21 protein-coding genes are annotated in these 14,181 nt (G+C 44.3%); 19 read left to right on the top strand and 2 right to left on the bottom strand.

Features of this window, described 5'->3' with window-relative positions:
- The first annotated feature begins 1 nt into the window (after position 1).
- The 13 genes from ACXPAV_RS03560 (at position 2) to ACXPAV_RS03500 (ending at position 9,106) form a co-directional block, all read left to right on the top strand.
- Positions 2-1,057 (top strand): DUF2213 domain-containing protein, encoded by a 1,056-nt coding sequence (locus tag ACXPAV_RS03560; protein ID WP_458004077.1) that lies wholly within the window; start codon positions 2-4, stop codon positions 1,055-1,057.
- 11 nt (positions 1,058-1,068) lie between these two features.
- Positions 1,069-1,485 (top strand): structural cement protein Gp24, encoded by a 417-nt coding sequence (locus tag ACXPAV_RS03555; RefSeq protein WP_458004076.1) that lies wholly within the window; start codon positions 1,069-1,071, stop codon positions 1,483-1,485.
- A gap of 74 nt (positions 1,486-1,559) precedes the next feature.
- A complete protein-coding gene (locus tag ACXPAV_RS03550) occupies positions 1,560-2,513 on the top strand; it encodes a DUF2184 domain-containing protein (protein WP_458004075.1) in 954 nt (317 codons plus the stop codon).
- Entirely contained in the window at positions 2,513-2,755 is a 243-nt protein-coding gene (locus tag ACXPAV_RS03545) for a hypothetical protein (protein ID WP_458004074.1), read from the top strand. The genes ACXPAV_RS03550 and ACXPAV_RS03545 overlap by 1 nt, the downstream gene beginning before the upstream one ends.
- A gap of 9 nt (positions 2,756-2,764) precedes the next feature.
- Positions 2,765-3,112 carry a hypothetical protein gene (locus ACXPAV_RS03540; RefSeq protein ID WP_458004073.1) on the top strand — a complete coding sequence of 116 codons (348 nt, stop codon included), beginning with the start codon at positions 2,765-2,767 and terminating at the stop codon, positions 3,110-3,112.
- Complete coding sequence (locus tag ACXPAV_RS03535) at positions 3,105-3,560, top strand: hypothetical protein (RefSeq protein WP_458004072.1); 456 nt, start codon at positions 3,105-3,107, stop codon at positions 3,558-3,560. Before ACXPAV_RS03540 ends, ACXPAV_RS03535 begins: the two co-directional genes overlap by 8 nt.
- On the top strand, positions 3,560-3,919 hold the full coding sequence (locus ACXPAV_RS03530; RefSeq protein ID WP_264256120.1) for a hypothetical protein: 360 nt from the start codon (positions 3,560-3,562) through the stop codon (positions 3,917-3,919). The genes ACXPAV_RS03535 and ACXPAV_RS03530 overlap by 1 nt, the downstream gene beginning before the upstream one ends.
- Entirely contained in the window at positions 3,920-4,426 is a 507-nt protein-coding gene (locus ACXPAV_RS03525; RefSeq protein WP_458004071.1) for a phage neck terminator protein, read from the top strand.
- The gene (locus tag ACXPAV_RS03520; protein ID WP_458004070.1) at positions 4,413-5,486 is read left to right on the top strand and encodes a DUF3383 family protein; all 1,074 of its coding nucleotides are present in this window, start codon (positions 4,413-4,415) and stop codon (positions 5,484-5,486) included. Before ACXPAV_RS03525 ends, ACXPAV_RS03520 begins: the two co-directional genes overlap by 14 nt.
- 50 nt (positions 5,487-5,536) lie before the next feature.
- The gene (locus tag ACXPAV_RS03515; protein ID WP_410679791.1) at positions 5,537-5,962 is read left to right on the top strand and encodes a phage structural protein; all 426 of its coding nucleotides are present in this window, start codon (positions 5,537-5,539) and stop codon (positions 5,960-5,962) included.
- Positions 5,962-6,477, top strand: a complete 516-nt coding sequence (locus ACXPAV_RS03510) for a phage tail assembly chaperone (protein ID WP_458004069.1) — start codon at positions 5,962-5,964, stop codon at positions 6,475-6,477. The genes ACXPAV_RS03515 and ACXPAV_RS03510 overlap by 1 nt, the downstream gene beginning before the upstream one ends.
- 5 nt (positions 6,478-6,482) lie before the next feature.
- Positions 6,483-6,635 (top strand): hypothetical protein, encoded by a 153-nt coding sequence (locus ACXPAV_RS03505; protein WP_017805951.1) that lies wholly within the window; start codon positions 6,483-6,485, stop codon positions 6,633-6,635.
- Positions 6,632-9,106, top strand: coding sequence for a tape measure protein (locus ACXPAV_RS03500; RefSeq protein WP_458004068.1), 2,475 nt, complete (start codon positions 6,632-6,634; stop codon positions 9,104-9,106). Before ACXPAV_RS03505 ends, ACXPAV_RS03500 begins: the two co-directional genes overlap by 4 nt.
- Before the next feature lie 37 nt (positions 9,107-9,143).
- Here the strand turns inward: ACXPAV_RS03500 and ACXPAV_RS03495 are convergent, their stop codons facing one another.
- The gene (locus ACXPAV_RS03495) at positions 9,144-9,443 is read right to left on the bottom strand and encodes a helix-turn-helix domain-containing protein (protein WP_039163779.1); all 300 of its coding nucleotides are present in this window, start codon (positions 9,441-9,443) and stop codon (positions 9,144-9,146) included.
- 1 nt (position 9,444) lies between these two features.
- The gene (locus ACXPAV_RS03490) at positions 9,445-9,804 is read right to left on the bottom strand and encodes a type II toxin-antitoxin system RelE/ParE family toxin (protein WP_052124504.1); all 360 of its coding nucleotides are present in this window, start codon (positions 9,802-9,804) and stop codon (positions 9,445-9,447) included.
- Between the two features lie 65 nt (positions 9,805-9,869).
- Here ACXPAV_RS03490 and ACXPAV_RS03485 point away from each other — a divergent pair, with 65 nt between their 5' ends.
- Genes ACXPAV_RS03485 through ACXPAV_RS03460 form a run of 6 tightly spaced genes read left to right on the top strand, consistent with a single transcriptional unit; the run spans position 9,870 to position 14,178 of the window.
- Complete coding sequence (locus ACXPAV_RS03485; protein ID WP_458004067.1) at positions 9,870-10,448, top strand: phage baseplate protein; 579 nt, start codon at positions 9,870-9,872, stop codon at positions 10,446-10,448.
- Complete coding sequence (locus tag ACXPAV_RS03480; RefSeq protein WP_458004066.1) at positions 10,448-10,780, top strand: phage baseplate plug family protein; 333 nt, start codon at positions 10,448-10,450, stop codon at positions 10,778-10,780. The genes ACXPAV_RS03485 and ACXPAV_RS03480 overlap by 1 nt, the downstream gene beginning before the upstream one ends.
- Complete coding sequence (locus ACXPAV_RS03475; protein ID WP_458004386.1) at positions 10,758-11,723, top strand: phage protein; 966 nt, start codon at positions 10,758-10,760, stop codon at positions 11,721-11,723. The genes ACXPAV_RS03480 and ACXPAV_RS03475 overlap by 23 nt, the downstream gene beginning before the upstream one ends.
- Positions 11,716-12,387: a Gp138 family membrane-puncturing spike protein gene (locus tag ACXPAV_RS03470; RefSeq protein ID WP_458004065.1), complete on the top strand. Its 672-nt coding sequence runs from the start codon at positions 11,716-11,718 to the stop codon at positions 12,385-12,387. Before ACXPAV_RS03475 ends, ACXPAV_RS03470 begins: the two co-directional genes overlap by 8 nt.
- A complete protein-coding gene (locus ACXPAV_RS03465; protein WP_458004064.1) occupies positions 12,384-12,749 on the top strand; it encodes a hypothetical protein in 366 nt (121 codons plus the stop codon). The genes ACXPAV_RS03470 and ACXPAV_RS03465 overlap by 4 nt, the downstream gene beginning before the upstream one ends.
- Positions 12,742-14,178, top strand: coding sequence for a baseplate J/gp47 family protein (locus ACXPAV_RS03460; RefSeq protein ID WP_458004063.1), 1,437 nt, complete (start codon positions 12,742-12,744; stop codon positions 14,176-14,178). The genes ACXPAV_RS03465 and ACXPAV_RS03460 overlap by 8 nt, the downstream gene beginning before the upstream one ends.
- Positions 14,179-14,181 lie beyond the last annotated feature (3 nt).

The raw sequence follows: 14,181 nt of genomic DNA, 5'->3' as shown, positions 1-14,181 counted from the left end.
CGTGGTAATGCGATACGATCGCCGTGCAATACAAGCAAGGCGAGATGATAACGGGTTTATTTTTGATACCCCAGTTCTAACAAGGACTGGGGTTTTTCTTTATCAGTTGCCTGATGGCACGGTACGGCGGGAATATCGCCCGCCTGAGGAAGTCTTTAATGCCGATAGTTTAAGGCTATATAAAGGCATTCCGATCACCGATGATCATCACGGGGTGATTACAAAAGATAACGCCCATTTGGTGGTGGGGTCTGTGTTATCTGAGGGCAAACAAGATGGCAAACATTTAACTGCGGAGGTGGTGATCCACAACACCCAAGCCGTGGATTTTGGCAAAAAAGAGTTATCGGTAGGCTATGCGGTAGAGCTTGAGCATAAAAGTGGCATTACAGAGGACGGTGAGCCTTATGATGCGATTCAACGCAATATTAAGCCGAATCATTTAGCTATCGTAAAACGTGGGCGTGCAGGTGATGCAAAGCTCAATATGGACGCGGCGGATGCCGTAGAATTTCGTGAAGATGGAGAACCTCAAATGAGTGAAACAAAACTTTCAGATATTCGCCTAGATAGCGGCATTACTTATCAAGCCGCCCCTGAGGTGATTGTTGAATTTAATAAATTGAAACAAGATGCCGCTAATGCGGTTGCGGAAAAAGATAAAGAGAGCGCACGTGCCGATGCGTTAGAGGCGAAAGTAAAAAGCCTTGAAATGGAGATGGAAAAGACCAAACAAGATGCGGTGAATGTTGCCAAAGCTCGTGTTGAGTTAGAGAACATTGCAAAAGCTCATAAGGTTGAAGTGAAAGCGGATAGTTCAGATCGTGCTTTACGCGAAGCGGTGATTGGGGCTATTCGCCAAGATGGAGCGGATTTATCGCAAAAATCTGATGCTTATATTGAAGCGGCTTTTGATATGGCAATGGCTGAAGCAAAATCTCGCCAAGACGCGTTAGGTTCGCAACGTAGCCAAGTAACACACACCTTTACCCAAGATGGGCAGAAAGGTGAAAAATTAACAGGACGTGCGGCAATGCTTGCCAGTCGCAATCAATAAGGAGAACAGCAATGTACGAATCATTTCAACGCCCTGCGTTCGCAGGAATGAAAGGCGATAGCCGCTATGATTTAGTGGAAACTTTCGCCGCAGAAAGTGCGGTCAATTTTGGCACTGTTTTAACCCAAGGGACAAAAACCACACAGGTGAAATTAGGTGGCACAACGCCCGTGGGCATCGCATTACATTCTCACGCCGTAGTGGGTGGCTATGCTCAATTTGATGCGGTTTCCGTGCTACGAAAAGGCGTGGCTTGGTGTGTGGTTGAAAATGGCAAAACGGTAACCGCAGGTCAGCCAGTGAAATTTAACCCTGCAACGGGCGAAGTGGGCGTAGATAGCACGACTGCATTGCCAAATGCTGTCTTTAAAACCGATGTCGTCGATTGCGGTCAATACGGCAAGCTCGCCTTAGTGGAATTAGCTTAATCTCAAGCCAGTTCCCTTTTCACTGTTCAATCCGCCTCCTCAATATTGAGGGGGCTTTTTTATAAGGAAAAATTATGTCAGATTTTCATCAAGATGCCTTTGAACTCAATGAAATCAATAAATGCTTAAATGCCGCGGGCGTTTTTAACCAAGATGCGGGGTTATTTACTGCCCGTCAATTGGAAGTGGTTCGCAACCGCACTTATGAAGAAAAACTCCCAGCGATGAACGGGCTTAGCCTTGTGCCGATGTCCTCAGAAGCCCCTGAATGGGCAGAAACCATTGTTGAACGCACCTTTGATACGGTGGGAATGGCGAAAGTGATTGCCAACTATGCTGATGACTTACCACGTGCAGATGTCGCAATGAAGGAACGTGCCATTAAGGTAAAAAATATCGGTGCATCTTATGGTTACAATCTTCAAGAGCTTAAAGCGGCGGCGGCAAATCAAACCGATTTACCCGCCTCAAAAGCCCGAGCGGCACGCCGTGCGGTTGAAATCAAAATGAATGAAATTGCCTTGTTAGGCGATAAAGAATTTAGCTTAAACGGCTTTATTAATCACCCGAATTTGGGCGAAACCACAATCACGGGCGGTTGGAAAGCGGCGAAAGCGGACGCAGTTTTAGCAGATTTAGATAATTTGCACGATACCGTGATTTTACAATCGAAAGGCGTGCATCAGCCCACCCATTTATTGTTGGCATTGAGCGATTACCAAACCTTATCCAGCAAATATATGGACACTGCTGACAAGGTTGATGTTTTAACCTTCTTCAAACGTAAACACCCAAATCTTGTGATTCAGGGCTTATGGGAGTTAGAAAAAGCAGGCTCAGGCAATAAAAACCTTGCCATCTGTTATGAGAAAAATGCGGATAACTTGAGTCTTGAAACGCCTCAGGATTTCACGCAGTTGCCTGCCCAAGAACGCAATCTTGAGCTTGTGGTGAACTGTATTGCCCGTATTGGCGGTGTGTTCTTGCGTTATCCACTTTCAGCCACTAAAGCGGAGGTAACTGCCTAATGTTAGTGCGTAATATTGAACCTCGTTTAATCCGCCTTGATGGGGTGTTTATCGCCCCAAATCAGGAAATTGAAGTGGCTGAGAATGCGGTAGGGTTAGCCTCTTTGCTTGAACGTGGGACGTTGATACAAATCAACACTGATGCCAACCTAGATGTTCCTGAAGGCAACTCAGAAGCACCTGAAGGCAACCCAGAAGTGCCAGAGACTAAGTCCGAGAAATCAAACAAAGGCAAAAAATAGGAGTCGGCAATGGGCGTTACCGCATTACTGCATTTTTTCTATCCCGTATCTCAAAAAATGGAAACGGAAGAAATTAACACCGCACTTGAGATTGCAGAAAATTATCGCCCACAATGCTTGACGGAAGAAAAGCAAAATGAGGCGGTAGCGTGGTACGCCGCCTATTTGCTGGCTCAATCTGTCGAGGCGAGAGCGAACCCTTTAGGATTAAAGCGTGAGCGAGAGGGGGATTTAGAGCGTGAATATTTTGCCAATGGCGAGAGCGGCAGCAATGCTCAACGCTTTTTAGCCAATTTCAACGCACTTAACGATCTTTGTTTACGCTTAGGGGCAATCACGGTGGGCAATAATGGATGATATTGAAGTCAAAATTAATAACAAAGGCTTAGAACAAGAGCTTACCTTAATGCAAAAGTTTGCCAATGCCAGTGTAAAAATTGGCGTGCAATCTGATGCAGGCGTGCATAGTGAAAGTGGCTCAAACCTTGTGGATATTGCGATTTGGAATGAATTTGGCACGGAGAAAATCCCTTCACGCCCGTTTATCCGTCAATGCTTTGCTGATCATCAAGGTTTAGTTGAGCAACATTTACAACGCATTGTACTCAGCGTTACAAAGGGAAGCGATCTTCGGTTAGAACTAGCAAACCTTGGGCAATTGTATGAAGATAAACAAAGAGAGACGCTGCGAGATTATCCTTGGCAACCCAATGCAAAAGCTACGGTAAAACGTAAGAAAAGTTCAAAGCCACTAATTCATTATAGGTTGCTATCCAAAGCTATTCGCTATCAAGTGGAGGTGTAATGTCATCTTTTCCTTTTCAATCATCTTTTCGCAAGCCTTACAAGCTATTGGTGCGGACAGAGGGACAATACATTAAAGGTAAATGGGTAAACGGTGAAGAGGTGGAGCAAGAATTTACCGCCTCAATTCAGCCGTTAAATAACCGTGAAATGGATCGCTTATCGGCGATGATGCAGGGACGGCATATTGCAAGTGCGGTGAAAATTTACACGGATTTTCCCTTGCAGGTTGCGGGCGAAAATCAGGCGAATGGCACGGTGGTGATGTTTGAGGGCGGGCGTTATGAAGTGGTGGCCCGCTCTTCCTATCATAACGGTGTGATTGAACATTATCGCTATTTAGCACAACGGGTGAAATAAATGTTAGACAAACTCTATGATTTACTTTGTGGGCTTTCCTCTCGACCATTTATTCGTGCTTATGAAAATGGGTGTGAGCCTGAAAAGCCCTTTTTTACCTATGAGCTTAAATTTGAACAAACGCCCAACCATTTTCATTATGGCAAGGTAAATGAGGCGGGCGAGCAACCCATTAAAACCCATATTGACGCGGTGTTAGCGCTGAATTATTTCGGTGAAAACAGCCTCAATGCCTTGCGTGCAATTTGTATGAAATTAAGCACAGTGCATTTTCGGGAGAAATGGGCTAATCAAGGCGTGGCTCTGGTGCGGATTGGTCGCATTACTCACCTCGCTTATTTAGACGAACAGCAAGAATATCAAGATCGGGCAATGGTGGAAATTGAAATCCGCTATGTCGCTGAAACCACCGATATTCTTTCCTTTATTGAGCAGGTTGAAGCTACTCACAATCTTGCTCAACAAACACAAACGACCTTTATAGGAGTGAATAATGGCAAAAATTGATCGTTTGGTAAATGTTACCATTGATTTAAACACTACCGCGATTGCGGGCAAATCGTTTAGTGATTTGCTTATTTTAGGTGAGCATACCCTGAAAAGCTCCGCACGGCTTTTAGTGGTAACCGATCCCAATGAATTATTAGATATGGGATTGCGATCCACCGATCCGCTCTATATTGCGGTAGCAACGGCGTTTTCCCAATCTTCTCACGTTGCCCAAGTTTTTATCGGCAATAAGCTCAGTAGTGAAACCATTACAGACGCATTAAGTGCGGTCGCCAAAGAAAATAATGATTGGTACGGGCTAGCGTTAGTTTCACGCGAAGAAGCCGATGTTTTATTAGCCGCCGCTTTTGCGGAAGCTAACGGCAAATTATTTGTTACCGCAAGTGCCAATGAGAAAATGCTTCAGGCTTCCGATAAAACGGATATTGCGAGCAAATTAAACGCCAAACAATATTACCGTAGTGCAGTGATGTACTCGCACAAAGCGGCAGAAGAATACCCTGAAATTGGCTTGATGAGCTATGCCTTCACCTTTTACCCTGGTGCGGAAACGTGGAATTTGAAAAAGCTCGCTGGGGTGTCTTTCTCGCCATTAAGTGAGGGCGAATATCTCGCCTGTGCGAAGAAAAACGCCACAACCTTTGAAAAATTTAACGGCAGTTTTGCTGTAACCCAAGGCGGAAAAGTGGCAGCGGGAGAATGGATTGATGTGATTCGCTTCCGTGATTGGCTAGTGCAAGAGGTGCAGATTAACGTTACCTCCGTACTGATTAACGCTTACGGCAAAGTGCCTTATACCGATAAAGGGATTGAGCTAATCGGTGCGGCCATTCGCAAAGCGTTAGATTTAGGTGTCAGTCGTGGCGGGATTGCCCCCGTTGAATTAGATGACGATAACAAGGAAATTCCGAGTTATATCATCAGCCTACCAAGATCGGCGAACATTTCCGATAACAACAAGGCAAGCCGTATTTTGCAAGATGTGAAATTTTCCGCACGCCTTGCGGGAGCAATTCATATTGCCGAATTGAAAGGTAACTTGGCATACAGCCTTTAATTGATTAACCCTAGACCGCAAAAGTGCGGTCTTTTTTATAGGAGAATTTTATGGCACTAGCAACCTATGCCCCTGATGAAGTGAGTGTTGTTATTGGGGCGGCTATCGCTACAGGCTTTGCCGATGGCACATTTATTGATATTGAAGAAATCTCAGAGGGCGTTACCTCTGTGGCAGGAGCGGATGGCGAAGTTGCTCGCTCAACCAGTGCTGATCCGCGTAAAAAAATTACATTAACGTTACTTCAAACCAGTAGCACTAATGACGTGTTAAGTGCGTTATATGCGGCGGATAAGGTGAGTAAAAATGCCACTTTCCCCATTGCGGTGAAAGATTTGCGTGGACGTTCCTTATTCGCCGCAAGTACGGCGTGGGTAACGAAATCAGCCAAACTTGAATTTGGTAAAGAAATTGGCAGCCGTGAATGGGTGATTGAAACCTCAGACGGCATTTTATTTGTTGGAGGAAATGATTAATGGCACGACAAGAAATTCAAATCGGCGAAAGCACGTTTTTCGTACAAAAGTTTTCCGCAATGGATCAGCTACGCATTTTTGGCGATTTACAGAAAACCCTTGCTCCCTCGCTCGCAAAAATGTTCGGAATATTTGGTGTAGATACTCCCGAAAAAGCGAATGCCAGTCAGCTCGCAGAGCTTGCGAAAAAAAGTGCGGCGGAATTTGCCGAGGGTTTACAGCAACTAAGCCAACAACTCAGCGGGGCGGAACTGGTTAAACTCGTCGATATGTTGGTGAAGCCTGAACTGGTTACGGTACAACGTGATGATTTCAACAACGGCACAGATAAAAAATTGCAGAAAACCGATTTCGATCTCGTGTTTGACGATATGTCCGAAATTATTGAGTTAGTAATATTTATTTTAAGGCTGAATTTTGAGTCTTTTTTTATGAAATTTCTTGCCCGTCTTGGATCGGAGCAAGAGGGATCGAAGAAAGCCCAACCGTTGGCAAATATAGCGAGAAGGCGTTAAGTGAAATGCTCGCTTGGCGTCCTTTTTTAGCGGGCAAAGTAACCCTCACGGAGTTAAATACTGCAGGGCTGACGGATATGGGCGAGCTGTTGAAAATTAACCGATTACTTGATGCGGTTGAGGCAATGGAAGCAAAACAAATGGAGAAACACCGATGAATGTTATTCGTGAGCTGGTAACCGTCTTAAAGTACAAGGTAGATAATTCCAAGCTCAAAGGCTATATCACCCAAACCCAGACCGCTGCGGGGCAAATTCGCGGCAAGTTACGCAATGCATTGCGAGGGGCAGCCCAAGAAAGTCAAGCTATTGGGGAGGGGATCAATCAAGCCAAAAACCATATGCTTTCCTTGCGGAATATGATCGGCGGCTATTTTGCAATGGTGGCAGGCGGTAATGTAATTAAAATTGCCGATGATTGGGCGGCGGTAGATAGTCGGGTTAAACTCGCAACCAAATCCGCTGAGGAGCATAAACACGCTCTTGATGAGATTTTTGCCATTTCGCAACGCTCAGGGCAGGATTATTTAGCGAGTGCGGATCTGTTTTCTAAAGTTAATCGCAATGCGAGCGATTTAGGCTTAAGCCTTGATGATACGTTAAATTTAACGGAAATCATCGGGCAAACAATGACGATTGGCGGCGGCGATCCTGCGGCCCAGCAAGCGGCATTAATGCAGTTAGGGCAAGCGTTAGGCTCAGGGGCGTTGCGAGGTGATGAACTTAATTCCATTATTGAGCAAGCTCCCCGTTTAGCTAATGCTATTGCAGACAGTTTTGGCGTGCCAATTGGGCAACTGAAAGACTTAGGCAAAGAAGGTAAACTCACCTCAAAAGAACTGGCTCAAGGGTTATTGCGGCAAGCGGAGAAAATTCAAAAAGAATTTGATCAAATGCCAAAAACCTTTGGGCGAGGAATGACGCTACTCAGGAATAAAGCGGGACAGCTCATTGATCGTGTTGTAAACAAAGCCTCAAAGTTAGGGGAAACCTTTTATAATGCGGCGGAATGGGTCACGAAAAATATTCGCTTAGTTGGGATTTTAGCCACCTCCGCAATTGGGGCAAAACTGCTACCGATGCTGAATGCGACCAAGCTCAGCTTAAAGCAGATTATCATTAACGCAACCCGTGCCGCTGCTCCCTTTTTAGCAATGGCAGCCGCATTAACTGCGGTAGGTTTGGTGTTAGAAGATATTTACGGCTGGACGCAAGGAGATATTTCTCTTACAGGGGCATTGATTGGTAGGTTCGACCAATGGGCGGATAAATTCCAAGCAGTAGGAAAACTCGCCAATGGCGTATGGTTAAATATTAAAGGCTTGCTTCGCGACATCGCAAAACTGGCGAATATTGATCTTGATCTGTCAAACTGGCAAGGCTTCGCTACTAGTGTAATGAACTATGTGATTGACGGGCTGAAAAATCTTATCAAAACCGTAGGATCAGTAGTGCGGATTATTCGGGCGTTAGTGAATGGTGATTTTTCGGGAGCTTTCAGCAATGCAGGAAAACTCATTGATGGGCTAAGTCTGAAATTTTTACCGCTTTATTCAATTGCCTTAATGGTGTTTGGTGGTGTTGCCTCTATAATCTGGTCGCTTTTCACGCCTGTTACTTGGCTATTTAAGCTGATCAAAGGCGGATTTAAAGGCGTGATGTTTGTCGCCAACCCGTTTCTTAAAACGATAAAAGGCATTGCAACACCGTTTATTTGGCTACAAAAACGCTTTAAGCTCTTTTCTCGCTCTGGGATTATGATGTTTAAGGCATTTCAATGGGTAATGACGAATGGCTTTTTTGCCTTATTAACGGGGCTTGGTAAGGTTTGCGTTGGAATAGCAAAAGTAGGGAAAATCCTTTCAGCGATAGTCAATATTGCGGTTAAATTTAGTAGCCTCATTGCTTTAAAAATAGGACAAGCGTTTCTATTAATGGGCAAAAGTGCGGTCAAATTTGGGCGTATTTTTGGCGGGTTGATTGCCACAATGGTGAAAGGGATTTTTACTTTTGCCAGAGCAATGCTAATGGCGGTTGCGAGTAACCCGATTTTACTAGCGATCACCGTGATTATTGGTTTAATCGCGTTACTTATTATCTATTGGGACGATGTCAAACGGATCGCACTTGCAGTTTGGGACGCGATTTCAACCAAGGCCAGCGAGATTTGGGCGGCGATTACCACTTCTGCCGATGAAATGTGGGAAGGTATTAAAAACAAAGCCAGTGAGATTTGGGAGGGGGTGAAAACCACCGCAACCAATAAATGGAATGAGGTAATGAACAGCTTTAAAAATGCGTGGCAACAATCCATTGATACGGTGGTGGGCTGGTTTGAAAGCCTGATACCAAGTTGGATCAAAGATTTGTTTTCAAGCGGGGCTAAAGCTGAGGTGAATGTAACAGGGGCGGCGATGGTTACGCCAACAAGCCAATATGTACAGCCAACTAGCACATTACCAAGCTATACAAAATATGGTGGAAATATGCAATCTACCGTTACGCAAACGAATAACTTCAATATTCAAGGCACAACCAATCCGGCAGGGGTCGCCAATGCGGTATCAGGCAAACTCAAACAGAACCGCCCTGCCCCTTTTGGTGTGGGGTCAATTGAATATGCAGGATAAAAGTGCGGTCAAAACTGACCGCAGTTTTAGTGAGAAATCAAATTTTGAAGATTCGAGTTTCTCCCATTGGCATATCAATCGCAAGGCTGAGCTTTCCGCCCATTGTTTCAACATAACGCTTGAGTGTAGAAAGGCGTAAGTCATTTCCTCGTTGCTCAATTTGAGCGACAGCAGGTTGTGAAATACCTAGTGCGTCTGCAAGTTGTTTTTGTGAAATTTCCATTTCTTGGCGAATAAGTGAAAGACCTGATTCCAATAGCAGTTCATCAGTCATTCTTTCTATGTCTTTGCGATCTTCGGGGGAAAATTCATCCAAGAATTGATCAAATGTTTTCATATTATTTCTCCAAGTTTGCTAAATAAGCAGCGAATTCAGTATCTGCCAATGCAATCATTCGTTTGTAAAACTGTTTATCGTTACTTTTATCACCGGCACATAGCACGATGGCTTGACGTAATGGATCAAATGCAAAAAACGCCCTTAAAGGTTTGCCTTGATGTTGTATGCGTAACTCTTTCATATTGGGATATTGTGATCCTTTAATCGTGTCCGCATAGGGACGAGATAGTTCAGGACCAGTTATTTTTAATAGATTGAGTGCAGCAGCAACACTTTTCTTTGTTGGAATATCCTGTTGATCAAGCCACTTTGAAAAACAATCTGTAAAAAGAATATTCCACTGATGATTTACAGCCATTATTCACACCATAAGTTATAGCTTATGTATAAATTATAACTTATTATCTTGAGTTGTCAATTATTATGAGCATAGTAAACCTTTTATTTTCCGCCCTTGTAGGCAAACGTACAACGATTGGCGTGTTAGAGCTTGATGCCCTTTTAACGGAAACGACTTCATTAAGTAGTCAAATCACGGAATATCCCGTTGAAGATGGCACGGTAATTTCCGATCACATTACCCAAGAAAGTGAGCGGCTTAGCCTAAGTGGTGTAATCACTGGGGCGGGAACATTATTTAATGTTGGCTTGGGTAAATATAAGCTCATTAGTGCAAAAGAAACACTACGAGAATTACACGCTAATCGTGAGCTGATTACCATTGTTACAGGGCTTGATGTTTATCAAGATTTTGCCATTGAGAGCCTTGAGATTGAACGCAATAGCGATGATGGCGAACGGTTAAATGTTAAGGCTGAGTTTCGCAAAATCAATAAAGTTACTCTTCGAACCGAAGAAATGCCTCCCGAAAAGGTTGATGCCTCCACGAAAGGTAAAGCAGGACAAACAAAAGCAAATGCGGGTAAAGCGGCAACGGGCAAACCAACGGATGGACAGGCGAGAAAAACAATACTTTCTCAAGAAACTGGTAAGGGGGTGTAATGTTTACCATTCAACTCGCTAATAAAAACGACTTTATCACCGAAGTGAATTTCGATGATGAGGTCTTTTTCTTACATTTTTCTTGGAATGATACGCTTAGCTTTTGGACGCTAGCCATTGAAAACGCTTATAACGATGAGCTAGCTTCAAACATTGTGCTGTTACCTAACCGACCATTGATTGAGCCTATTCGCCGTGAGGCATTGCCACTGGGGGAGCTAATTGTTGTGCGTGAGGATAATCAACAGATTATCGGGCGTGAAGATTTTGTTTCTGGGCAAGCAACGCTGATTTATATTGAGGTGGATGATGAGTTATCGGTTTCTACGTAGTTATAAGCTCGTTATCGGGAAGAAAGGGCAAAAAGAGGGCATCGTAATAGAGCCACCAATGCGCATTGAATTTGACATTGAGAAAGATAGCGAAAGCAAGCCAAACGAAAACATCATTAAAATCTACAATCTTTCGCCAATAACTCGGCAAACCATTGAGCAACCTGATATGCGATGTGTCCTATACGCTGGCTATGAACAAGATGCCAATATGCTGTTATGTTCGGGAGATATTGCAACTGCCTATTCTTATCACGATAACGCTGATTGGGTCACAGAACTTTATGTCTTAGACGGCTTAATTGAAATCCGTGATACCGCAATTTCAGTGGGTTATCAAGGCGGGGTAAGCTCAACGCAGATTGTTAATGATATTGCGCATAAAATGGGTGTTACCCTTGTTGGCGCAGATAGTTTGAAATCTCGCACTTGGGTAAATGGGTTTAGTTTTTATGGGGCAGCTCGTACAGCCTTAGATAAAGTGGTTGCAGGCACAGGGCTTGAATGGTCTATCCAAAATGGTGAGTTGCAAATTGTGAATCGTAATGGTGTCACTAAACGGGCAGGCTATGTGCTTGCCAAAGATAGCGGATTAATCGGCTTTCCGGAGCGAACAAGAGAGGCCGCAAAAAGCAAGAAGCAAGACACACCAAATAAAAAACAGAATGAAAAATTTGCTTTTGATAGACAGGCTCGTGATGGCTGGAATGTAAAAAGTTTGCTACTGCCAATGGTTAATCCTTGCGACAAAATCAAACTGGAAAGCCAAACCATCACCAACTGGTTTCGGGTAGAAAAAATCAAGCATTCGGGCGATAGCCATTCAGGGGATTGGCAATCGGAATTACATTTAATCGATCTCAATGCCCCAACCAAAGCGGAACAAAAAGCACAGCGTAAACACCGTAAAAAACGCAAAAAAGCGGAGGAACAAAATGCGTGAAATTTTGACCGCACTTTCTGAAATTAATGTGGCATTGCCCGCTAAAATTTTAGCTTATGATGCCAATACGGTACGGGTAACGGCACAGCCTACTATCCCGAAACGCCTTGCTAACGGGGAGGTGCTGAAAGCCCCACAAATTGTCAATATTCCCGTTTTGTTTCCAATGGCAGATATTAACGGATCATTGGCTCAGATTACCTTACCGATCAAGGCGGGAGATGGTTGCGTGCTGATTTTCTCACAACGTTCACTGGAAAACTGGCTAAGCGGAAGCCAAGACGCACCTGATGATCCACGAATGTTCGATCTTTCCGATGCCTTTTGTGTGCTGGGTGGAAACAGCTGCTCGCCCGTAGCCGATCCCGTCAATTTATGTATCAAATATGGCGAGGGTTCGATCAAAATTGAGCCTAGCGGCAATATTGTGATCCAATCGCCAGATGTTGCCGTAACCACAGATAACTTTACCGTAAACGCCCCAATCAGCACCTTTAACGGTAATGTGCTGGTTAATGGCGGCATATCAACGGCAGGCGATGACGGCGGTGTTTCAGTGAGCGGATCTATCAAAGCAACGGGCGATGTGCAAGCAGGAGGAATTTCCTTACAAGGACACACCCACCCAGGCGACAGTGGAGGCAACACAGGAACAGCACAATGATTGATTTAAAATTAAATGCACAGCACGATTTGCTGTTTAAAGACAACAAGCTGGTGATTGTCGAAGGCATTAACCAAAAAGCACAACAAATCAAAGTTGTGCTTTTAACGTTTTTAGGGGAATGGTTTTTAGACACCACCATAGGGTTGCCTTATTTTGACGAGATTTTAACGAAAAATCCCGATAGCACTCGCATTCAAGCCATTTTCAGAAAAAAGATAATGGGCGTTGTGGGCGTAAAGGCAGTGGAACGTCTTTCTTTAGAATTTCATCGTAAAGAGCGGACGCTTGTGGTGAGCTTTTCCGTTCTGACAAATGAGGGGAGCATTCAAGATCGCATAGAGGTAAAACGAAATGGATAATTATGGATTAACACGCAGCGGCTTTGTGCGTAAGCGTATGCCTGAGCAATTACAAGAATTATTTGAAAAAGCCAAACAGGCGTTTGGAGCGGAGGTTGAAATTACCCCTGAAACCGTATTAGGCACAATGCTTAGCATCGAAGCAGAACGTTTTGCAAGCCTTTGGGAATTAGTTGAGGGTGTTTATGGGGCGATGTATCCAATGAGTGCCACAGGGGCGAATTTAGATCGGGCGGTGTCATTTACTGGGGTTAAACGCCTGCAGGCTGAACGTTCCACCGTTCCCGTGATTTTCTTCGGGCAAGCCGACGTTCTCATTCCTGCGTATAGTGCCGTTCGCAATGTGGCAAGCCAAACCCTTTATTATACGGATAGCGAGGCGAGAATTAATGCTAATCAAGCCGCTTATGCACGCATTGAGTTAAACACCAAAACCATTAATCCTAACGATGAATTTTCGGCGGTAATTAATGGTGTAGCCTATCGCTTTCGTGCCACTCGCTCTTCTGTTGCAAGTGTCATTCAGGGGTTGAGTTCTCACCTCAAAGGAATCGATTATGTCAGCGTGCAAAATGATAATGTGATTATTGAAATCACCGCACAATCTACCCCGCACTTTTCGATTTCTGTCAGCCCGAATTTAACCCTATCACGCCTTGGATTACGTCTTGAACTGAGTACCGAAGAACCTAGCGAGGATAAAGCAGAGATCGGGCAAATGCGTGAGCTTATCACAATGCTAGATGGCGTGGTTGAAGTAAATAATTTAGTTGAGGGGGCAGCAGGCCGCTTTGAAGAAACAGATACAGAACTCTACCAACGTTATCATATGGGCGTATGGCAAAATGGTGCGGCAACAGTGGACGCACTGTATGCTAACTTGCGGAATGTTGTGGGGGTGAACGCCTTACGCGTTTATGAAAATGATACGGATCAAACAGTGAATGGCATACCGAAACGCAGTATTTACGTTGTGATAAAAGGCGGGTTAGATCAAGACATTGCAAAAGCCTTGTTGAAATATAAACCCATCGGCATCAGCACACACGGGCGAACCTCGATTAGCGTAAAAGACAGCCAAAACCAACTGCACTTAATCAAATTTAGTCGCCCGATCAAACGCTATATTTGGTTGAAAATTATCATTGAAACCTTTGTTGATGAAGGAGAAATGGCAAAAGCGGGCTATATCGTAAATGTAATGAACAATATTTTAGATTATGGCAAACAGTTAGGGGTAGGCTCTGATGTGATCCATCAACGCCTCATCGCAGCCTGCATTGCTGTGTCAGGGGTTGGAAAAGTTACCGTGCAAATGGGGAAAACCAATCAAATCACCGATCCCGAACCCCGTTACCAAGAACAAAATATTGTCATTGCACCTGATGAAGAAGCAGTGTTCGATCCTGCTATCATCGTTATCAGCTAGGAG

Source organism: Gallibacterium sp. ZY190522, assembly GCF_054166015.1.
Note: the sequence above shows the minus strand (reverse complement) of the source record. Positions and strands in the feature narration are given on the sequence as shown.